Here is a 19,431-nt window from a genome sequence, read left to right as displayed (position 1 = left end):
ACCGGCAATGGAAGTCATCAACCATACCGTCATCAACCTGATCATCTTCATCCTGGCGATTTACGTCGGCTACCACGTGGTCTGGAACGTCACGCCGGCGCTGCATACACCGCTGATGGCCGTGACCAACGCGATCTCGGCGATCGTCATTGTGGGCGCGATGCTGGCCGCCGGCCTGACGGTCGGCGATACGGGCAAGTTCTTCGGCACGCTGGCGGTGGCGCTGGCCGCGGTCAACGTGTTCGGCGGCTTCCTCGTCACGAGGCGAATGCTGGAGATGTTCAAGAAGAAAGAGCCGAAGAAGCTTCCCGCTGCCGGTGCGGCGCGCATTGAAGGGGGCAAGCAATGAGTCTGAACGTCGTCACGCTGCTTTATCTCGTTGCTTCGGTCTGCTTCATTCAGGCGCTCAAAGGGCTCTCGAATCCGAAGACGGCGCGCATCGGCAATACGTTCGGCATGGCCGGGATGGCGATTGCGATCCTCACCACCATCGCGCTGATCCTCAAGCAGGCCGCCGGGCTCGGCTCGAATCTCGGGCTTGGCCTTGGGCTCCTGTTCGCGGCGCTGGTGGTCGGCGGGGCGATCGGGGCGTTCGTCGCCGCGCGCGTCGAGATGACCAAGATGCCGGAACTGGTCGCCGCCATGCACTCGCTGATCGGTCTTGCGGCCGTGTGCATTGCCTATGCGGTGGTGTCGGAGCCGTCGGCGTTCGGCCTCGTCGATCCGGACAATCCGATCCCGGGGTTTCTGCCGTACGGCAACCGGATTGAGCTCTTTATCGGCACCTTCGTCGGGGCGATCACCTTCTCCGGTTCGGTGATCGCGTTCGGCAAGCTCTCGGGCAAGTACAAGTTCCGCCTGTTTCAGGGCGCGCCGGTGGTGTATCCGGGCCAGCATCTGATCAACCTGATGCTGGCGATCGGCATGCTCGGCTTCGGCGTGATCTTCTTTCTCACGCAAGCATGGCTGCCGTTCATCATCATGACGCTGATCGCGTTTGCGCTCGGGGTACTGATCATCATTCCGATCGGCGGCGCGGATATGCCGGTGGTCGTATCGATGCTCAACTCGTACTCGGGCTGGGCGGCGGCGGGCATCGGCTTCTCGCTGAACAATCCGATGCTGATCATCGCCGGCTCGCTGGTGGGCTCGTCCGGTGCGATTCTGTCGTACATCATGTGCCACGCGATGAACCGCTCGTTCTTCAACGTGCTGCTGGGCGGCTTTGGCGCCGAACCGGGCGCGGCGGCCGCGGGCGGCGCGCAGGAGCAGCGGCCGGTCAAGTCGGGCTCGGCCGAGGATGCGTCGTTCATGCTGGGCAATGCCGAGACCGTGGTGATCGTGCCGGGGTACGGTCTCGCCGTGGCCCGCGCACAGCATGCGCTGAAGGAGCTCACCGACAAGCTGATCGAGAAGGGCATCGATGTGCGCTACGCGATTCATCCGGTGGCGGGGCGCATGCCGGGCCACATGAACGTGCTGCTGGCGGAAGCCGAGGTGCCGTACGACCTCGTGTACGAGATGGACGACATCAACAACGAGTTCGGCCAGACCGATGTCGTGCTGGTGCTCGGTGCGAACGACGTGGTGAATCCGGCGGCCAAGAACGATCCGAAGTCGCCGATTGCAGGCATGCCGATCATCGAGGCGTACAAGGCGCGCACGGTGATCGTCAACAAGCGTTCCATGGCGGCCGGCTACGCGGGTCTCGACAACGATCTGTTCTACATGGACAAGACCATGATGGTCTTCGGCGATGCGAAGAAGGTGATCGAGGATATGGTGAAGTCGGTCGAGTGAGGATGGCTTCGGGGCCGCGCGTAGGGCGTGGCCCCGAGATGTCCTGACCTCAGCGCTGTTTCACCTCGACGTGCCTGAGAAAATCCGCGAGTCGTCTGCCCTCCATATCGGGGAACGGCTCGAGTACCAGCAACTCGCGAATCTCTTCGACGTCGAAATTGCGGAAGTCGCCGCGCAGTTCGCACCACGCGCCGATGGTCCAGCGCGCCCCCCAATAAAACAGCCCGAGCGGCCAGACGCGCCGCTCCGTGTGCGCGCCTTTGCGGTCGCGATACGCAAAGCTGACGACCCGCTTGCCGTCGATGGCCAGATGCAGCGCATCGACTTTCTCCGCGAACTCGCCCTTGATGTGAAACGACGGCGCGAAGATCGGCAGACGGTCGAGGGTTGCGCGCTTGTCGGCGGGCATGGTCGAGGCGATCTTCGCCAGTGCGCCGCGCGCGCCCTTTGCGAAGCTCGCGCCGCCCCAGGTTTCCAGCATGCGTGCGCCGGCGGCGAGCGCGGCCAGTTCGTCGACGGTGAAGGTGAGCGGCGGCAGGCTCGCCGAGCGGTTCAGACGGTAGCCGATCCCCGCTTCCCCTTCGATCGGCACCCCCGACAACTGCAGATCGCGCACGTCCCGATAGACGGTGCGCGGCGAGATATGCAGCCAGTCGGCAAGCTGCTGCGCGGTCGTCAGACGCCGGCCGCGCAGCAGCTCGGCGATCTGGAACAGGCGGTCGGCACGGCGCGTCATCGTGGGCGTCTTATGGAAGGGAGCGGGGCGGTCCCGCGATCATAGCGCTGTGCGATGCCGTCAATCATGCTTCGGCGAATGCAGTCCGATGCGATTGCCTTCGGTATCGGTGAAGAAGCCGATATAGCCGATATCCTGCGGCAGCTCGATGACAGGCCCTTGCACCTTGCCGCCGGCTTTCTCGACGCGGGCCAGCACAGCATCGACGCTCGGGCCGGCGTTCAGATAGACCATCACACCATCGGTGGAAGGCTTGAGCGTGGGGCTGTGGATGACGCAGCCGCCGGTGGCCGGTTCGGTGTACGGGAAGATCCCGATCGGCTGGCCGCCGACGTTTTCACGCCGCAGCGTGGTGGCGAACGCGGTCTCGTAGAAACGCACGGCGCGCTCGAAGTCGGTGGCGGGAATCTCGAACCAGGAAATGATGTGGGTGGCGGCTGCTGACATGACACTCTCCTTGGGGCGGTGGGGTGGCCTGGGTTGTCCAGGTCGTCCCGGGTTGGCCCCGGTTGGCCCTTGCGATGCGCCGGATGGCGTGATCAGGAGTGTGCGGCGGGGCTACTGACAGCGTTCTGTCAGTAGCCTTCGCTCCCGCTGGAATGACTTTGAAGCGAGGTGTTGCTGGAACCGAAGGTTTTGGCGCGCCGCGAGATGGCGCGAAGCGTTTGTCCGGATGCGGGCGGCGGCACATCGCCCGATTGGCCTGCGCAATGAAAAAGGCTGCGGACATGATATCCGCAGCCTTTCAATCAACTCACGTGCGACCCGGTTATATCAAGCCGCCGGCGTATCGTTTGCCGGGCGTTGCCTGACGCTGCCGGCGATCAGATCGAAGCGGAACAGCCGGCATTCGAGCGCGCCGTTGAAGAGCGGCGTCTTGGTCGATTCGCGCAGCCGCAACTGACCGGGCAGCTTGCGATCCGACGTCAGGATGAACGCGTGCCAGCCGGTGAAGCGCTGCTTCAACGCATCGCCGAGCGACTTGAAGAATTCGCTGTCCGGCGCCTCTTCCTGGGCGCGGCGGAAGCTGTCGTCCTCGCGGTTTTCACGCGTCTCGCGCAGCTCGCCACGCGCGTTGCGGCCACGTACTTCGATCCGCTCGCCATACGGCGGATTGGCGACGAGGATGCCCGGCTCCGACGACGGCGGCGCCATGCCGCGTGCATCGACCTGTTTGAGCGAGACCGAAGACAAACCCGCGCGCTCGAAGTTGGCGCGTGCCTTGATCAGCATGTCGCCGGAAATGTCGCTGCCGAAAATCTGCAGATCGGCGCGCGACGTCCGGGCGGCGTGCTTGGCGTCCAGAGCAGCCGCTTTCAGCGTCTGCCAGGTTTTGGCTTCGTATTGCTTGAGCTTCTCGAAGCCGAAGCGGCGCTCCGCACCCGGCGCGATATTCAGCGCTACTTGCGCGGCTTCCGCGAGGAACGTGCCGCTGCCGCACATCGGGTCGTACAGGGGCGTGCCGGCCGTCCAGCCGGTCAGGCGCAGGATGCCTGCCGCGAGGTTCTCGCGCAGCGGCGCAGCGCCCTTGTCGAGGCGCCAGCCGCGCTTGAAGAGCGGCTCGCCGGACGTGTCGAGGTACAGCGTGCAATCGGTGGCGGTGAGGAAGACAAAGACGCGCACATCGGGCGCGCTGGTGTCGATGTTGGGACGGTCGCCGCTCACTTCGCGCAGACGGTCGCAGATTGCATCCTTGACGCGCAGCGTGGCGAATTCGAGGCTGCGCAGCGGCGACTTGATGGCCGTGACGTCGACGCGCAGCGTTTCACGCGCGGAGAACCATTGCTCCCAGCGCTGTTCGAGCGCGAGTGCGTAGATGTCCTGTTCGCTGCGATACGGCCGGTGGGCGATTTTCAGCAGCACACGGCTGGCAATGCGCGAATGCAGATTGGCCGCCATGCCGGCTGCCCAGCCGCCGCGGAAATGCACTCCGCCTGGGACCTGCGCGCCCGCGGTGAACGGCGCACCATTCAGGTGGCGCGCGGCGATTTCGGCGAGCTCGGCCGCCAACGCGGCTTCCAGGCCGCGAGGGCAGGGGATGAAAAAATCGAAGGACATTGAAGTTGCCGGGAGGCGTTGAATAAGGCGCTATTGTACGCGGTCGGGGTGCGCCGGCCGGGCATTCACCGGCCACACCAGATCCAGCGGCTGCTGGAACACCCGGCGCCAGATCGCCCCGCGCAACGAGCGCACATAGTTGCGCCGCAGGTCGCGCGAGCGTACGGCCATATGAAACGCGAGCGCGAAACTGACCGCCACGTTCAGGATGGCCATGCTGCACACGCCCGCTATAGCCCACCAGAACTCCGGCAAGTCCAGCGCGCTGCTGCCCAGCACACCGAGCGCCACGCCGATCGACCCCGCGCTCAGCGTGACGTGCCGGACCTCGAAACTGAAGGCGAGCGCGCTCACGATGGCGGGCACGAGCCCCAGCATCAGACCCAGCGTGATATTGCCCACCACCCCTGCCACATTCGAGCGGCAGAAATTCGCGAGCCGCGCGGCGCCGGCCGGCCCGAGCGTCATGCGCAAGCGGCGGTTGTAGCTGAGCGCATCGGCGACCCGGTGCAGCACGAACCAGTTGTCGGCCCAGCCCGCAAGCAGGCTCGACGACCACAGCAGCACGCCGGTCAGCGCCGCATAAAACGGCGTGGGTCCGATCAGTGAGAACGAATGCAGCGTGGCGTGGGCCTTCTCCGGCGAGATGATGTTGGCGTGAAACACCGCGTGCCACAGAAGCTGTACGCCGAGACACACCGGAAAGACCAGCATCACGTTGCCGAACACGGCCGCGGCCTGGGTGCGGATCAGCGCGACCACCGAGCTCACGAAACTGTCCACGCCTTCGGGCGTGCCCGCGCCGTCGAGCTCACGGGCGATGGTCGGCGCCGTCATGGCCGGCTGCTTGGTGGCGAGCGAGAAATGCAGGAAGTGCATCAGCAGGAAGCTGGCCGCGTAGTTGACGCCGGCGAGCAAGCCTTCCAGCATCGTCTGCAGATGCGCGCCGGTGATGGCGAACTTCACGCACACCGTCACGACGGTGACGAGGCCGCCGCCCGCGGCCATGCGCAGCATCTTCAGATACTCGGCGCGATCGCGTGCAATGTAATGCTCGCCGGTATCCGCGCTGTATTCCACCACCTTGCGCGCCAGCAAGGAGAAGTTGCTGCGCATCAGGTGCGCGACGCTCTGGCTTGCATGGTTGGCCTTCACCAGCTCGGCGACGAGGCGCGAACTCGCGTGCGGGTCGTCGGAGGCCATCCACGCGTCCAGCAGATGCTCGGCGCGCTGGATACGCATGCGCATGCGTTCGATCTGAAACACGATGTCGACGCTTACACCGTTGCGGTACAGATGGCTAAAGACGTTGTCGGTGGCGATGCGGCATTCGTCCAGCAGCACGCGCAGATAGTTGACCTCATGCAGCAGCTTGCCCGGGTCCGCGCCGGCTTCCTCCGCCTGATGCGCCGACTCCAGCGCCAGCATCGCGCGGGTGAGGCGGTAGAACGGCTGCTTCTCCATGGCCACGCGTACGTCCGCGTCGCCCAGACGGCTGCGCACCGTTTGCGACAGTCCGGTTGAGCTGATCTGGCAAGTCAGGTTGTGCAGGGCGGCGAGCAGATCGAGCGAGAACGGCACGCCCTCGCGCGGGTTGCCGCTGTCCAGCTCGTAAGTGAACAGATCGCGGATGCGTGTGAGCAGATCGGTGGGCAGCGCCGCGATCCAGTCGGCATCTTCCGCCGCCGTGAACATCAGCGTGAAGATCGCCGCCAGGTCGCGGCGGTTCGGCGCGGGCGGAATCAGCGACGCTTCGAAGCGCTCGAACAGCGCGCCGAAAAACGCCGAGTGCACCGGCATGCCGGCGTCGCACAACAGCGAAATGCCGTCGCTCTCGCGCAGCAGCGCGCGCAGAATGCCCGCCACGTTTGCCTTCCACAGCGGGTTGCGATCCAGTACATGCAGCAGATAGCGCAGCCGCGTGTGCTCGGGCTGCCGGCGCGCCTCGTCGGCGAGCGGCTCCTGCGCGACGGGCTGCACCGTCCCGCCGCGATGGATCCAGTGCGCCAGTTCGATCAGCCATTCGCTGCGTTCCGCATATTGAGCGTGCTGATCGGCGATTGCCAGCAGCGCGTCGAGCTGGTGTCCGCTGTTGCGCGACGCGCGCCATTTCTTGACGAAGGTTTGGAGGGAACGGAACATGGGATGCTCAATGCGGACGCTGGGTTATTGACGTCGAGAGGTGCCGCAGGCGTCGCTGCACAGAGCGCGGCGGACGCCCGATGCGCGTCCGCCGCCGCCATACCGGCGGCTCAGCCTTGCGCGCCAGTGTGCGTGCCGGCAAGGCCGCCAACGAGAGTGCCGGCCAAACCGCCGGCACCGTCGAGCGCGGCGCTCGGGCCCACCGGCAACGGACAAGGCACGGTCGCCGGGGCGATCCGCGCCGGCACACCGGAGCCGTTTTTCGCCGGCGCAGCGGTGGCGACACGCGGCGCCGCGGCCGCCATGGCCTTGATGCCGGCGGCGATCTGCGTGGAGATCTGCTGCACGATCTGGCGATGGCCGTCGACCAGCGCGTCGTAGCCCGCCGTCACCGGCGTGCTGACGGTGCTGCGGCAGGTCATGACGGTCTCGCTGCGTACCGCACGCACGCTCCACACGGCGTCGATCAAGGCATGCGAGCCTGGCCACGACTCGAAGCGTTGCACGTTGACGCTGACCCGATAGACCGGCGTGCCTTCCGGATACGCGGTGCCGTAAACGTCGATCGTGCCCAGCTGCTGCGTGAGATCGGACGACAACGCGCGGCGGATCTCGTCGCCAGGCAACGAGGCCCAGCGGTCCTGTTCGAGGACCTGCACCTGGGTCGGACCCGTCTGGACCACGAGCTGATTTTTCGCGACCTGCGACGGCACGTCGACTGGCGGCACTTCGATCAGCAGCGCCGGCGCGGCCGTGCTGCGCGCAGTGACGGGCGCAGCGTCGGCGCCCAGGGTGTAGAAGCGGCTCGGCGGCGACGACGAGCACGCCGCAAGCGCCAGCAGTCCGGCACAGGCGCCGAGGTACGCGGCGGCGCGGGCAAGCCCGCGCGGCGAACGGGGGAGCCGGGCAAACATCATGGTTGATCTCCTGGTTTTCCGCGCAACAGCGATTCCGGATGGCGTTCCAGATAGTCCGACAGCGCATTCAAGGACTGCAGCGTGCGGGTCAGTTCCTGCAGCGCCTGATGCACGTCCGATTGCAACGGCGAGTCCTGCTGCAGCGTCGCCTCAGCCGAGCCGAAGGTCTGCTTGGCGGCCGCCAGCGTGTCGCGGGCCTGCGGCACCACCTCGGTGTTCAGGCGCGTGAACAGTTGATCGGCGTTCTTCAGCGAGTTGTTCAGGTTGGTCCCGATCTGGTCGAACGGCACCTGATCGAGTTTCTTCGCGATGTCGGCCACCTGCAGTTGCAACTCGTCGAGCGTGTTCGGGATGGTCGGCAGCTCGAGCGGATCGCTGTGGACGTCGACCGTGGCGGGCGCGGCCTTCGGGAAGATATCGAGCGCCACATACAACTGGCTCGTAATCAGGTTGCCCGTGCGCAACTGGCCGCGCAAGCCGTTCTTGACGAGGCGTTGCAGCAGGTCCTCCCCGGCGACGCTGCCCGGCTCCGGCGCCGACTCGCGGAAACGCTTGCCGAGGCGGTCGGGGTAGAGGTTCATCGTCACCGGCATCGTGAAGTTGCGGGTCTTCGGATCGTAGTCGATGCCGATGTTGGTCACCTGACCCAACACGATGCCGCGGAAATCGACCGTTGCGCCGACCGACAGCCCACGCAGCGACTGGTTGAAGTTCATCACCACGCGCAACGGCACGCCGTCCGGCTCGCGCATCGCGTCGGTTTCATCCGAGCCGAGGCGGAAGGTCATGTTTTGCGGCGCCTGCGTACCGACCGCCTGCCCCGGCGGCGACTGGAACGACAGGCCGCCCACCAGCACCGTGGCGAGCGACTGCGTGTTCAGCTTGAAGCCGCTCGAATCGAGCCGCAGATCGACGCCGCTCGCATGCCACCAGCGCGTGTTGACGCCGACATACTGGTCGTACGGCGCGGCGACGAACACCTGCATGGTGACGCCGGTGCCGTCCTTGTCGAGCGAGAAGCCCACCACCTGGCCGACCTGCACGCGCCGGTAGAAAATCGGCGAGCCGATATCGATCGAGCCGAGCGAATCGCCATGCAGCGTGAAGCGGTGGCCCTTCTGGTCACCGGTGATCGGCGGCGGCGTTTCGAGCCCGACGAAATCTTTCTGGCTGTCCTGCGAATGACCGGCGTCCACGCCGATATACGCACCCGAGAGCAGCGTGGTGAGGCCCGAGACGCCGCTCGCGCCGACGCGCGGACGCACCACCCAGAAGCGCGTGTCCTTGACGGCGAAGTTTTCGGCTTCCTTGGTCAACTGCACCTGAATCAGGACGTGCGAAAGATCCTTCGACAGCGTGACGTTCTTCACGAGGCCGATATTGACGTCCTTGTACTTGACCTGGGTCTTGCCGGGTTCGAGGCCTTCGGCATTGCTGAAGCTGATGCTGATCTCCGGTCCCTTTTCGGTCACCGACTTGATGACGAGCGCGATGCCGATCAATGCGGCGATCAGCGGGATCACCCAGACCAGCGACGGCAACCAGTGGCTGCGCGGTTCGATCTCGGGATCGGGCAGGTTGGGTGGCAGCGTGGGTCCGTTCGAATCGTTGCGCGGCGCGCTGGGAGCGGGCGTCGGTCCTTGCGGGCTAGTCATGTTTGAGGTCCTGAGAGTGTTGGGTGCTGCCTTGCGCGTCTTGCGGGCCTGTCACGGGTTTCGCCTGTTTCTTCGCACTGCCGTCCGTGCCTTCCACGGTGTCCCAGATGAGCCGTGGGTCGAATTGCATCGACGCGATCATGGTCAGAATCACCACCGAGCCGAACGCAATCGCACCCGGTCCAGCCGTGATCACGGCGATCGACTTGAAGCGCACCAGCGCGACCGTCAGCGTGACGACGAAGATGTCGAGCATCGACCAGCGGCCGATCCGTTCGACCATGCGGTACAGCTTGGTGCGCTGCATCGGGCGCCAGCGCGAGCGGCGCTGGGCCGTCACGGTGAGCAGCACGAGCACGCTCAGCTTGAGCATCGGCACCATGATGCTGGCAATGAACACGATGATGGCGAGCGGCCAGTCGCCCGAGGTCCAGAAGTAGACGACGCCGCTCATGATCGTGTCGTCTTCCGAGCCGAGCAGCGACGAGGTATGCATCACCGGCAGCAGATTCGCGGGAATATACAGCAAGGCGGCGGCAAGCAGTAGCGCCCAGGTGCGCATCAGGCTGTCCGGGTTGCGCCGGTGCAGCACCGCGCCGCAGCGCTCGCAGTGCTGCGGGGTGATCGAGCGGATGCGCGGGGCGACGCGGCCGCATGCGTGGCAGGAAACCAGGCCCGCGCGCAACGCGGTGACGTATTTCATCGTGCAGTCATCCCTGGTGGGGCGCGGCGGGCTGGCCGGATGCGCTGCCCGTCAGCGTTGCGCCGACCGCGGCCGCCGCGCTGTCGGCGGCCGTGCGCGGCGTGGGCCGGGCGCGCCGCGCGGTCAGTTCGTCGGCGATGTCCCACAAGGTGCGCGGGTCGAACATGACCACCACCGCGAACATCAAGGTGAGCGCGCCGAAGGCGAACAGCGCCGCTTCGGGGATCACGCGGGCGAGGCTCACCATCTTCACGATGGTGATCAGCACGCCGAGCATGAACACCTCGATCATGCCCCACGGTCGCACGAACTGGATGGCCCGCAGCACCTGGTTGAAGCCGGCCGGCACATAGCCCGAGCGGATCGGGATCAGCACATAGAGCAGCGCGACCAGTTCCGTGAGCGGGAACAGCGTGGTCGCGCAAAACACCATCACCGCGACGATCTGCATGTCCTCGTTCCAGAGCGCGACGAGCGCGCCGAACAGCGTGGTTTGCGAGGTAATGCCGTTGGCGTCGAGCTCGAGAATCGGATAGGCCTGCGCGATCAGAAAGGTGAAGAGCGCCGCGAGCGTCATGGCGCTGATGCCGTCCAGCCGCCGATACGCGCTCCGGTACAGGGTCGCGCCGCAACGCGGGCAGCGGGCCACGGAGCGGCTGCCGAGCAGTTGAGGCTTCTTGAAAAGGGTATCGCACTCGTGGCACGCGATCAGGTTGTCATGTTCCATACGGCCGAAGGGCAAAACGACGTGAGCGGGGGCGTGCAACGCAGGCTTGCACGGTAGGGACTGGCGAAAGCCTGGAGCAATAGTACCAAAGGCTTCCTCTCATGCGTATTTGGGCCGGTCCGAGACACACGTCAGACAAGCGTAGAGCTTCGTTAAGCATTCCGACAGGTGATCGGACATTTGCGGGCCCCAATTGTTCAATTGCTTTGTTGCGGCGTATGACAGCGCGCGGCATGCTGCCCGGAACGAGACCTGCCGGCTTTTTCGGCTTGGGGTAGCATGGCGGCCTTGGCGTATGTCGCGGCAGGCCGGTGATGCCGGCGGCCGCGATCCTACGCGATTCGCATACGGGATGACCGGCCTGCGTTCAACCGGGTTGTCATTCGCTTGCGCCGCTAACCTCTCAGCTTGCGTTGACCTTTCATGGCAATCAAACCTACCTTCGGCGCTCGCGATTCCTACACGCGAACGGCCATCGCGCTTCACTGGCTGATCGCGCTGCTGATTATCTGCGGCTTCGCCCTCGGTTGGGTGATGACCGACATCCCCGGCTTTACGCCCGCCAAGCTGCGCTATTTCTCCTGGCATAAATGGATCGGCGTGACCGTGTTCGGGCTGTCGGTGCTGCGCATCCTCTGGCGCGCCACTCACGGCGCACCGCCGTTGCCGCGCCGCATGGCCTCGTGGCAACGCACGGCGGCACATCTGACGCATCTGCTGCTCTACGTGCTGATTATTGCGATCCCGGTATCAGGTTATCTTTATAGCTCCGCCGCCAACGTGCCGGTGGTGTATCTGGGCCTCGTGCCGCTGCCGCGCCTGATCGCGCCGGACCCCGTGCTCAAGGTGCTGCTGAAGAATATTCACATCGCGCTCAACTACACGCTGCTGGTTCTGTTCGTGCTGCATGTGGCCGCGGCGCTCAAGCATCAATGGCTGGACCGCGACGGCCTGCTGTCGCGCATGATCCCTTTCATCAAATAAGGACCCCCATGAAGGTTTCGTTTTATCGCTACATGCTGGCGGCGTTCGCGGCTGCCTCGCTGAGCGCGGCGGGCAGCGCGCTGGCCCAGGTCGATGTCTCGAAGAGCACGATTACCGCGACCTCGAAGCAGATGAACGTGCCGGTCGAAGGCAAGTTCAACAAGTTCACGGCGCAGGTCGCCTTCGACCCGGCGAAGCCGGCCGAGGGCAGCGCGCAGTTCAGCGTCGACGTGGGCAGTTACGATCTGGGCGACGACAGCTACAACGAGCAGGTGCGCGGCAAGGACTGGTTCGACGCGAAGACGTATCCGCAGGCGACCTTCGTCTCGAGCGCGATCGCGCCGGCGGGCGGCAACCGCTTCACGGTGACGGGCAAGCTGACCATCAAGGGCAAGTCGCAGACCGTGGCGGTGCCGGTCACGGTCACCCAGCAGGGGCTCGTGCAGGCCTTCGACGGCTTGCTGCCCATCAAGCGCTCGCAGTTCGATATCGGCACCGGCGAGTGGAAAGACACCTCGGTGGTGGCCGACGACGTCGTCATCAAGTTTCATATCGTGGCAGCACGCAAATGAGGCGTCATGCGGCGACGTCTGCCGCAGCCGCACTGTGAACCCGCACCGAGCGCGGTGCGTTTCTGAATCCTGAAAGGAGCATGACTTGAAAAAGACTTTGCTGATCGCTGCCGTCGCCCTGACTGCCTCCGTCTCGTTCAGCGCGGTGGCGGCTGATACCTATATGCTCGACCCCACCCACACCTATCCGAGCTTCGCGGCGGACCACCTTGGCGGCCTGTCGGTGTGGCGCGGCAAGTTCGCGAAAAGTTCGGGCACGGTCACGCTCGACCGCGCGGCAAAAACCGGCACGGTCGACGTGACTGTCGACCCGGCTTCGGTCCAGACCGGCGACACCAAGCTCGACGAGCATCTGCAATCTGACGCCTTCTTCGATGTCGCGAAGTATCCGGCGGTCACCTACAAAGGCACGGATATCAAGTTCGACGGCGACAAGCCCGTTGAAGTGATCGGCAGCCTGACCATGCATGGCGTCACCAAGCCGCTGAACCTGACGATCGAGTCGTTCAAGTGCATGCAGCATCCGGTACTCAAGCGCGAAGTGTGCGGCGTGGAAGCGAGCGCCGAATTCAACCGCGCGGACTACGGCATGGACTTCGGCAGCAAGTATGGTTTCAGCATGGAGACCAGGCTGGAAATTCAGGCTGAAGGGATCAAGCAGTAAGAAACGCCGGCATCGGACTGGTTGTGCGCGCAACCAGTCCGGCCGTACAAGGGCGCGATCGATCGCCCTACAACGACAATTCCAAGCGCAACGGAGATCTGCATGAACGCAACGACGTCTGCAAGCCTGGCGGCGAGCCGCCCGAATTCGTGGCGCGTGGTGGTAGCCGCGTCGATCGGTAATGCGCTGGAATGGTTCGATCTGGTGGTCTACGGCTTTTTCGCGGTCTTGATCGCCAGGCTGTTTTTCCCCACCGGCAACGACACCGTCTCGTTGCTGCTGACGCTCGGGACCTTCGGCGTATCGTTCTTCATGCGGCCGCTCGGCGCGATCGTGATTGGCGCCTACGCGGACCGCGCCGGGCGCAAGGCGGCCCTCACGCTGTCGATCCTGCTGATGATGAGCGGCACGCTGATCATCGCCATCCTGCCCACCTACCAGACCATTGGCCTCGCGGCGCCGCTGATCCTCGTGGCGGCGCGCCTGATGCAGGGCTTTTCCGCAGGCGGCGAGTTCGGCAGCGCGACGGCCTTTCTCGCCGAGCACGAACCCGGCCGGCGCGGATTCTTCGCGAGCTGGCAAGTGGCAAGCCAGGGACTGACGACGCTGCTGGCGGCCGGCTTCGGGGTGGTGCTGACGGGCAAGCTCTCGGCCGGGCAGATGGCCGCGTGGGGATGGCGTGTGCCGTTCTTCTTCGGACTGCTGATCGGGCCGGTGGCGTGGTACATCCGCACGCGTCTCGACGAGACGCCCGAATTTCTTGCCGCGGAGACGACTACGACACCGTTGCGCGATACGCTTGCGAGCCAGAAGCTGCGTCTCTTGATTGCGATGGGCGTGGTGGTGCTGGGCACGGTCTCCACCTACCTCGTGCTGTTCATGCCGACCTACGGCATCAAGCAACTCGGCCTCGCGCCCTCGGTCGCGTTTGCGGCGATTGCGCTTACCGGTCTGATCCAGATGGTGTTTGCGCCGCTGGTGGGTCATCTCTCGGACCGCCATGGCCGCACCCGGATCATGTTGACGTCGGCGGTGCTGTTGTTCGTGCTGATCTATCCGGCCTTCGTCTACCTCGTTGCTCATCCGAGCTTCGGCACGCTGATCGTCGTGCAGATCGTGCTCGGTTTCCTGATGACCGGTTATTTCGGCGCGTTGCCGGGCTTGCTGTCGGAGATTTTCCCGGTGCAGACGCGCACGACGGGCATGTCCCTGTCGTACAACATCGCGGTGACGATCTTCGGCGGCTTTGGTCCGTTCATCATCACGTGGTTGATCGGCGCCACGGGCTCGAAGGTGGCACCGAGTTTCTACATGATGTTCGCGGCGGTGCTGAGCCTGATCGCGTTGATCGCGGCGCGGCGGAAGCTGGGTTTTAGCTGAGCGGGCTTTTCACGGCAGGTTTGCGCGGCGCGCGGGTAAACGAAAAAGGCCGGTTCGACTGAACCGGCCTTTGTGCTTCTTGCGACGACCCGCGACAGCCTCGAACCTCAGACTTGCGCGCCTGCGTTCGGGTCGCTCGGATCGTGGCGTTCCTTCTTGTCCTTCAGCAGGTCTTCGCGCTTCACGCCGAGCCACATCGCGAGCGCAGCGGCAACGAACACCGACGAATAGATACCGAACAGAATACCGACCGTCAGCGCCAATGCGAAGTAATGCAGCGTCGGACCGCCGAACAGGAACATCGACAGCACCATCATCTGCGTACAGCCGTGGGTGATGATGGTCCGCGACATCGTGCTGGTGATCGCGTGGTTGATGACTTCGATGACCGTCATCTTGCGTTCGCGGCGGAAGGTTTCGCGAATCCGGTCGAAGATAACCACGGATTCGTTCACCGAGTAGCCGAGCACCGCAAGCACGGCGGCCAGCACCGACAGCGAGAACTCCCACTGGAAGAAGGCGAAGAAGCCAAGAATGATCACCACGTCGTGCAGGTTGGCGATCACGCCGGCCACGGCGTACTTCCATTCGAAGCGGAACGACAGGTAGATCACGATGCCGGCCACCACGCAGGCGAGCGCGAGCAGGCCGTTGGTGACGAGCTCCTTGCCGACCTGCGGGCCGACGAACTCGACGCGCTGCAACTGCACCTGCGCGTCTTCACCCTTCAGCGCGCCCATCACCTGATCGCTCTGTTGAGCGGAGGTCAGGCCGGTCTTGACCGGCAGGCGAATCAGCACGTCACGCGAGGTGCCGAAGTTCTGCACCTGGGCGTCCGGGTAGCCGAGCTTGGCGAGCGTGCCGCGCACCGGTTCGAGCGGCACGGTAGTCGGATACTGGACTTCGATGACCGTGCCGCCGGTGAATTCCACCGACAGATGCAGCCCTCGATGCAGCAGGAAAAACACGGCAGCGATAAACGTCAGCAGCGAGATTGCGTTGAACACCAACGCGCGCTGCATGAGCGGCAAATCTTTGCGAATGCGGAAAAATTCCATGGTCTTGTTCTCCGGGGCTCAGCGGGATGAACCCGGTTTCTGCGGCGTGTTGCCGGGGCTGTTGCGACGGCGCACCGTCGGCTTGCCGGCGGCGCGCGCCTGGGCCGTGGCCTTCGGCTTGGCAGAGGCGGCGCTCGTGGCCCGTGCCGTGTCGGTGGCGGCGTCTTCGCTGCCCAGATACGCGGCAGCGCCTGCACCTTCAACCGCTGCCGGACGCCAGACCTGACCAATCGCCAGCGACTTCAGCTTCTTCTTGCCGCCGTACCAGAGGTTCACGAGACCGCGCGAGAAGAACACCGCGGAGAACATCGACGTCAGGATGCCGATACAGTGCACGATCGCGAAACCGCGGACCGGACCCGAACCGAACGCGAGCAGCGCCAGACCGGCGATCAGCGTGGTCACGTTCGAGTCGAGAATGGTTGCCCACGCATGCGCGTAACCGTTCTGGATGGCCAGTTGCGCCGGCGCACCGTGACGCAGCTCTTCACGCACGCGCTCGTTGATCAGCACGTTCGCGTCAATGGCCATACCGAGCGCCAGCGCGATAGCGGCGATACCCGGCAAGGTCAGGGTGGCCTGCAACATGGACAGCACGGCGACCAGCAGCAACAGGTTGACCGACAGGCCAATGATCGAGACCACACCGAACAGCATGTAGTACGCCATCATGAAGACGGCGATGGCGGCAAAGCCCCAGATCACCGAGTGGAAGCCCTTCTTGATGTTATCGGCGCCAAGGCTCGGACCGATGGTGCGTTCTTCGATGATGTCCATCGGCGCGGCCAGCGAACCGGCGCGCAGCAGCAGCGCGAGGTCGGCGGCGGCTTGCGGCGTCGGCTGGCCGGTGATCTGGAAGCGGTCGCCCAGTTCGGACTGGATCGTCGCCACGGTCAGCACCTGGCCCTTGCCCTTTTCGAACAGCACCATGGCCATCGGCTTGCCGATGTTGTCGCGCGACACGCTCGCCACGGCGCGGCCACCGGCCGAGTCGAGGCGGAGGTTGACCGACGGACGCTGGTGTTCGTCGAAGCCCGCGGACGCGTCGATGATGCGGTCGCCGGTAAAGATCACCTGCTTTCTCAGCAGCACCGGCACCTTGTTGGCGTCGGTGAACAGTTCGTCGCCCGGCGGCACCGGATCGCCCGGATTCGGATGCGTATTGACCGGGTCGGCGAGGCGCGCTTCGAGCGTCGCCGTGCGGCCAATGATGTCCTTCGCCTTCGCCGTGTCCTGCACGCCCGGCAGTTCGACCACGATGCGGTCGGAGCCTTGCTGCTGGATCACCGGTTCGGCCACGCCGAGTTCGTTGACCCGGTTATGCAGCGTCGTGATGTTCTGCTTGAGCGCCGCATCTTCGACGGTCTTCTGCACCGCCGGCGTGAACGTGCCGATCAGCTGATAGCTGCCGTCAGGCGCCGTCTGGGTTGCCCACTGGAGTTCCGTGATGCTGCGCGAGAGCTGCGTGCTCGCCGTGCTCGCGGTGTCCTTGTCGGCGAAGTTGATCACCACCGTCTGGTTGACGCGGTTCACGCCGCCGTCGCGGATGTTGTTGTCGCGCAGCAAGGTGCGCGCGTCCGAGGCGTCGGAATCGAGCTTCTTGTTCAGCGCGCCTGCCATGTCCACCTGCAGCAGGAAGTGCACGCCGCCTCGCAGGTCGAGGCCGAGGTACATCGGCAGCGCGTGCAGGGCGGTCAGCCAGCGCGGCGACGCGCTTTGCAGGTTCAGGGCGACGACGAAGTCAGGATCGGTCGGGTCGCTGTTCAGCGTCTTCGACAGCAAGTCCTTCACGCGCAACTGCGTGTCGGTGTCCGACAAACGCACGCGAATGTTCGCGTTGGTCGACGCGTTGTCGAACGTCACGTCGGAAGCAGTGATCTGATTGGCAGCCAGTGCGGCTTCGATTTGCGACAGCGTCGTCGAATCGAGCTTGACCGTTGCCTTGCCGCTCAACACCTGCACCGCCGGCGCTTCGCCGAAGAAATTGGGCAGCGTGTAGATGAGGCCGATGGCAAGCGCCACGACCATCACGACATATTTCCAGAGGGGGTAACGATTCATGGAGTGGTCCAACGGGAAGGTTGGCTTGGAAGCGATGCGTCCGGCGATGAGCGCGGGGAACACAGCCTGCCTGGTTGCATGGATGACATGACAGGCATTCTGGCTCCAGTTCCGCGAGGCCGCGCCGGACGCGAGAGAGCAGGCCTTACAGCGACTTGATCGTGCCCTTCGGGAGAATCGTCGTGACCGATGCTTTTTGCACGGTGATTTCCGTGCCTTCGGCGATTTCGACGCCCACATACGCGTCGCTAACCTTGGTCACCTTGCCGACGATGCCACCGTTCGTCACCACCTCGTCGCCCTTCGCCATGGCGGAGAGCATGTTGCGATGTTCCTTCTGGCGCTTCATTTGCGGGCGAATCATGATGAAGTACAGCACGCCAAACATCAGGATCAGCGGCAGGAAGCTCATCAGGCTCGATTCTGCACCGCCTGAGCCTTGAGCGAAGGCGTTTGAAATGAACGACACGTTGGTCTCTCCGTTATAACGATCAAAAAAATCAGCCGATTATTCTACCACCGGCATTTGGTACGACGGCGCGGCAAATGGGCTTTCCGATCAAGCTGTTAAAGCTTATTTGGGCCGTCGCGAAATGAAACTGTCGTAGAAACCCTTTAGGCGGCCTGCTCGACCCCTCTGGCCCGGTTCTCGTGGAAGCGTTTGCGGAACGCTTCGAACTCGTGCGCCTCGATGGATACGCGGATTTCGCCCATCAGTTCGAGGTAGTAATGCAGATTGTGAATCGTGTTGAGCTGCGCGCCAAGAATTTCGCCGACCCGATGCAGATGATGCAGGTAGCCGCGGGTGAAATGCCGGCAGGTGTAGCAGCCGCAGGTTTCGTCGAGCGGGCGCAGCGAGTTCTTGTGGGTCGCATTGCGGATCTTGAGGTCGCCAAAGCGCGTGAAGAGCCAGCCGTTGCGGGCGTTGCGGGTGGGCATGACGCAGTCGAACATGTCGACGCCGGCCGCCACGCCGGCCACCAGGTCTTCCGGCGTGCCCACGCCCATCAGGTAGTGCGGCTTGTCGGCCGGCAGCCTGGGGCCGATGTGGTTGAGTACGCGCATCATGTCTTCCTTCGGCTCGCCGACCGACAGGCCGCCGATCGCGAGGCCGTGGAAGTCCATCGCCGCCAGGCCCGCCAGCGATTCGTCGCGCAGGTCTTCGAACATGCCGCCCTGGACGATGCCGAATAGTGCGTTCGGATTGCCGAGGCCGTTGAATTCGTCGATGGAGCGCTGGGCCCAGCGCATCGACATGCGCATCGAGTCGGCGGCGTCCTGGTGGGAGGTGGGCACGTTGTTGGTCGCGTACGGCGTGCATTCGTCGAACTGCATGACGATGTCCGAGTTCAGCACCTTCTGGATCTGCATCGACACTTCCGGCGACAGGAACAGCTTGTCGCCGTTGATCGGCGAGGCGAACGTGACGCCATCTTCGGTGATCTTGCGCAGATCGCCCAGTGAAAACACCTGGAAACCGCCGGAATCGGTCAGGATGGGCCTGTTCCAGCCCATGAAGCGGTGCAAGCCGCCATGCGCGCCGATCGTCTCGAGCCCCGGACGCAGCCACAGGTGGAACGTGTTGCCGAGGATGATCTGCGCGTGCATTTCTTCAAGCTCGCGCGGCTGGACGGCCTTCACCGTGCCGTAGGTGCCGACCGGCATGAAGATCGGCGTTTCGACCACACCGTGATTCAGCGTCAGGCGGCCGCGACGCGCCTGGCCGTCGGTGGTGAGCAGCTCGAATTTGAGGCCGTTGGCGGGACGTTCCGCGGGGTTGCCGCCGTGATCGGCGCAGGTTGGGCAAGCGGCGCGGGCGGCGCCTGTATCGTGGGTATGACCGTCGGTCATGGGGACTCCTGTGCCACCGGAGAACAGTCCGGCGCATAACGTGAACGCCGCCGGGCGAGCCGCGGCGGCGGGTAAAGAAAAACAAGGTGCGGCAGACTACCCTGAGCGCCGCCTGGCCGGCAA

17 protein-coding genes and 1 pseudogene are annotated in these 19,431 nt (G+C 64.5%); 6 read left to right on the top strand and 12 right to left on the bottom strand.

Annotated features, from left to right (window positions below):
* Positions 1–7: 7 nt before the first annotated feature.
* Positions 8–349, top strand: a complete 342-nt coding sequence (locus tag BUS12_RS36905) for an NAD(P) transhydrogenase subunit alpha part 2 (RefSeq protein WP_074302408.1) — start codon at positions 8–10, stop codon at positions 347–349.
* Positions 346–1,800 (top strand): NAD(P)(+) transhydrogenase (Re/Si-specific) subunit beta, encoded by a 1,455-nt coding sequence (locus BUS12_RS36900; RefSeq protein ID WP_074302407.1) that lies wholly within the window; start codon positions 346–348, stop codon positions 1,798–1,800. The genes BUS12_RS36905 and BUS12_RS36900 overlap by 4 nt, the downstream gene beginning before the upstream one ends.
* A 49-nt stretch (positions 1,801–1,849) precedes the next feature.
* Here the strand turns inward: BUS12_RS36900 and BUS12_RS36895 are convergent.
* The 8 genes and pseudogenes from BUS12_RS36895 to BUS12_RS36860 form a co-directional block, all read right to left on the bottom strand.
* Positions 1,850–2,542: pseudogene (locus tag BUS12_RS36895) on the bottom strand (helix-turn-helix transcriptional regulator); the annotation flags it as partial.
* A gap of 54 nt (positions 2,543–2,596) precedes the next feature.
* The gene (locus BUS12_RS36890; protein ID WP_074302406.1) at positions 2,597–2,983 is read right to left on the bottom strand and encodes a VOC family protein; all 387 of its coding nucleotides are present in this window, start codon (positions 2,981–2,983) and stop codon (positions 2,597–2,599) included.
* A gap of 327 nt (positions 2,984–3,310) precedes the next feature.
* Positions 3,311–4,594 (bottom strand): THUMP domain-containing class I SAM-dependent RNA methyltransferase, encoded by a 1,284-nt coding sequence (locus tag BUS12_RS36885; protein WP_074302405.1) that lies wholly within the window; start codon positions 4,592–4,594, stop codon positions 3,311–3,313.
* A gap of 30 nt (positions 4,595–4,624) precedes the next feature.
* Entirely contained in the window at positions 4,625–6,736 is a 2,112-nt protein-coding gene (locus BUS12_RS36880; protein ID WP_074302404.1) for a site-specific recombinase, read from the bottom strand.
* A gap of 110 nt (positions 6,737–6,846) precedes the next feature.
* Positions 6,847–7,653: a PqiC family protein gene (locus BUS12_RS36875; protein ID WP_074302403.1), complete on the bottom strand. Its 807-nt coding sequence runs from the start codon at positions 7,651–7,653 to the stop codon at positions 6,847–6,849.
* The gene (locus tag BUS12_RS36870) at positions 7,650–9,308 is read right to left on the bottom strand and encodes a PqiB family protein (RefSeq protein ID WP_074302402.1); all 1,659 of its coding nucleotides are present in this window, start codon (positions 9,306–9,308) and stop codon (positions 7,650–7,652) included. The genes BUS12_RS36875 and BUS12_RS36870 overlap by 4 nt, the downstream gene beginning before the upstream one ends.
* A complete protein-coding gene (locus BUS12_RS36865) occupies positions 9,301–10,011 on the bottom strand; it encodes a paraquat-inducible protein A (protein ID WP_074302401.1) in 711 nt (236 codons plus the stop codon). Before BUS12_RS36865 ends, BUS12_RS36870 begins: the two co-directional genes overlap by 8 nt.
* Before the next feature lie 7 nt (positions 10,012–10,018).
* On the bottom strand, positions 10,019–10,738 hold the full coding sequence (locus tag BUS12_RS36860) for a paraquat-inducible protein A (protein WP_074302400.1): 720 nt from the start codon (positions 10,736–10,738) through the stop codon (positions 10,019–10,021).
* A 423-nt stretch (positions 10,739–11,161) separates the two neighbouring features.
* Between BUS12_RS36860 and BUS12_RS36855 the strand changes: the two genes are divergently transcribed.
* The 4 genes from BUS12_RS36855 (at position 11,162) to BUS12_RS36840 (ending at position 14,338) form a co-directional block, all read left to right on the top strand.
* A complete protein-coding gene (locus BUS12_RS36855) occupies positions 11,162–11,722 on the top strand; it encodes a cytochrome b (RefSeq protein ID WP_074302399.1) in 561 nt (186 codons plus the stop codon).
* 8 nt (positions 11,723–11,730) lie between these two features.
* Positions 11,731–12,294 (top strand): YceI family protein, encoded by a 564-nt coding sequence (locus BUS12_RS36850; RefSeq protein ID WP_074302398.1) that lies wholly within the window; start codon positions 11,731–11,733, stop codon positions 12,292–12,294.
* A gap of 97 nt (positions 12,295–12,391) precedes the next feature.
* On the top strand, positions 12,392–12,958 hold the full coding sequence (locus BUS12_RS36845) for a YceI family protein (RefSeq protein ID WP_074302832.1): 567 nt from the start codon (positions 12,392–12,394) through the stop codon (positions 12,956–12,958).
* A gap of 102 nt (positions 12,959–13,060) precedes the next feature.
* Positions 13,061–14,338, top strand: coding sequence for an MFS transporter (locus tag BUS12_RS36840; protein WP_074302397.1), 1,278 nt, complete (start codon positions 13,061–13,063; stop codon positions 14,336–14,338).
* A gap of 107 nt (positions 14,339–14,445) precedes the next feature.
* Here BUS12_RS36840 and secF read toward each other — a convergent pair whose 3' ends face one another.
* The 4 genes from secF to tgt all read right to left on the bottom strand — a co-directional run bounded on the left by secF (position 14,446) and on the right by tgt (position 19,308).
* On the bottom strand, positions 14,446–15,396 hold the full coding sequence (gene secF / locus BUS12_RS36835; protein ID WP_074302396.1) for a protein translocase subunit SecF: 951 nt from the start codon (positions 15,394–15,396) through the stop codon (positions 14,446–14,448).
* An 18-nt stretch (positions 15,397–15,414) separates the two neighbouring features.
* The gene (gene secD, locus BUS12_RS36830) at positions 15,415–17,457 is read right to left on the bottom strand and encodes a protein translocase subunit SecD (RefSeq protein ID WP_074302829.1); all 2,043 of its coding nucleotides are present in this window, start codon (positions 17,455–17,457) and stop codon (positions 15,415–15,417) included.
* A gap of 145 nt (positions 17,458–17,602) precedes the next feature.
* Entirely contained in the window at positions 17,603–17,926 is a 324-nt protein-coding gene (gene yajC / locus BUS12_RS36825; RefSeq protein WP_074302395.1) for a preprotein translocase subunit YajC, read from the bottom strand.
* 146 nt (positions 17,927–18,072) lie between these two features.
* Positions 18,073–19,308: a tRNA guanosine(34) transglycosylase Tgt gene (gene tgt, locus BUS12_RS36820; protein ID WP_253190311.1), complete on the bottom strand. Its 1,236-nt coding sequence runs from the start codon at positions 19,306–19,308 to the stop codon at positions 18,073–18,075.
* Positions 19,309–19,431: the final 123 nt, after the last annotated feature.

Source organism: Paraburkholderia phenazinium (genome assembly GCF_900142845.1).
Lineage (GTDB): Bacteria > Pseudomonadota > Gammaproteobacteria > Burkholderiales > Burkholderiaceae > Paraburkholderia > Paraburkholderia phenazinium_A.
The sequence above is the reverse complement of the archived record's forward strand: the minus strand, read 5'-3'. Positions and strand labels throughout refer to the sequence as shown.

What these genes read in the sequence shown, in the direction of transcription:
- BUS12_RS36905 (WP_074302408.1), top strand. Translation starts at nt 8, where the DNA reads ATGGAAGTCATCAACCATACCGTCATCAACCTGATCATCTTCATCCTG.
- BUS12_RS36900 (WP_074302407.1), top strand. Translation starts at nt 346, where the DNA reads ATGAGTCTGAACGTCGTCACGCTGCTTTATCTCGTTGCTTCGGTCTGC.
- BUS12_RS36890 (WP_074302406.1), bottom strand. Translation starts at nt 2,983, where the DNA reads ATGTCAGCAGCCGCCACCCACATCATTTCCTGGTTCGAGATTCCCGCC.
- BUS12_RS36885 (WP_074302405.1), bottom strand. Translation starts at nt 4,594, where the DNA reads ATGTCCTTCGATTTTTTCATCCCCTGCCCTCGCGGCCTGGAAGCCGCG.
- BUS12_RS36880 (WP_074302404.1), bottom strand. Translation starts at nt 6,736, where the DNA reads ATGTTCCGTTCCCTCCAAACCTTCGTCAAGAAATGGCGCGCGTCGCGC.
- BUS12_RS36875 (WP_074302403.1), bottom strand. Translation starts at nt 7,653, where the DNA reads ATGATGTTTGCCCGGCTCCCCCGTTCGCCGCGCGGGCTTGCCCGCGCC.
- BUS12_RS36870 (WP_074302402.1), bottom strand. Translation starts at nt 9,308, where the DNA reads ATGACTAGCCCGCAAGGACCGACGCCCGCTCCCAGCGCGCCGCGCAAC.
- BUS12_RS36865 (WP_074302401.1), bottom strand. Translation starts at nt 10,011, where the DNA reads ATGAAATACGTCACCGCGTTGCGCGCGGGCCTGGTTTCCTGCCACGCA.
- BUS12_RS36860 (WP_074302400.1), bottom strand. Translation starts at nt 10,738, where the DNA reads ATGGAACATGACAACCTGATCGCGTGCCACGAGTGCGATACCCTTTTC.
- BUS12_RS36855 (WP_074302399.1), top strand. Translation starts at nt 11,162, where the DNA reads ATGGCAATCAAACCTACCTTCGGCGCTCGCGATTCCTACACGCGAACG.
- BUS12_RS36850 (WP_074302398.1), top strand. Translation starts at nt 11,731, where the DNA reads ATGAAGGTTTCGTTTTATCGCTACATGCTGGCGGCGTTCGCGGCTGCC.
- BUS12_RS36840 (WP_074302397.1), top strand. Translation starts at nt 13,061, where the DNA reads ATGAACGCAACGACGTCTGCAAGCCTGGCGGCGAGCCGCCCGAATTCG.
- secF (WP_074302396.1), bottom strand. Translation starts at nt 15,396, where the DNA reads ATGGAATTTTTCCGCATTCGCAAAGATTTGCCGCTCATGCAGCGCGCG.
- secD (WP_074302829.1), bottom strand. Translation starts at nt 17,457, where the DNA reads ATGAATCGTTACCCCCTCTGGAAATATGTCGTGATGGTCGTGGCGCTT.
- tgt (WP_253190311.1), bottom strand. Translation starts at nt 19,308, where the DNA reads ATGACCGACGGTCATACCCACGATACAGGCGCCGCCCGCGCCGCTTGC.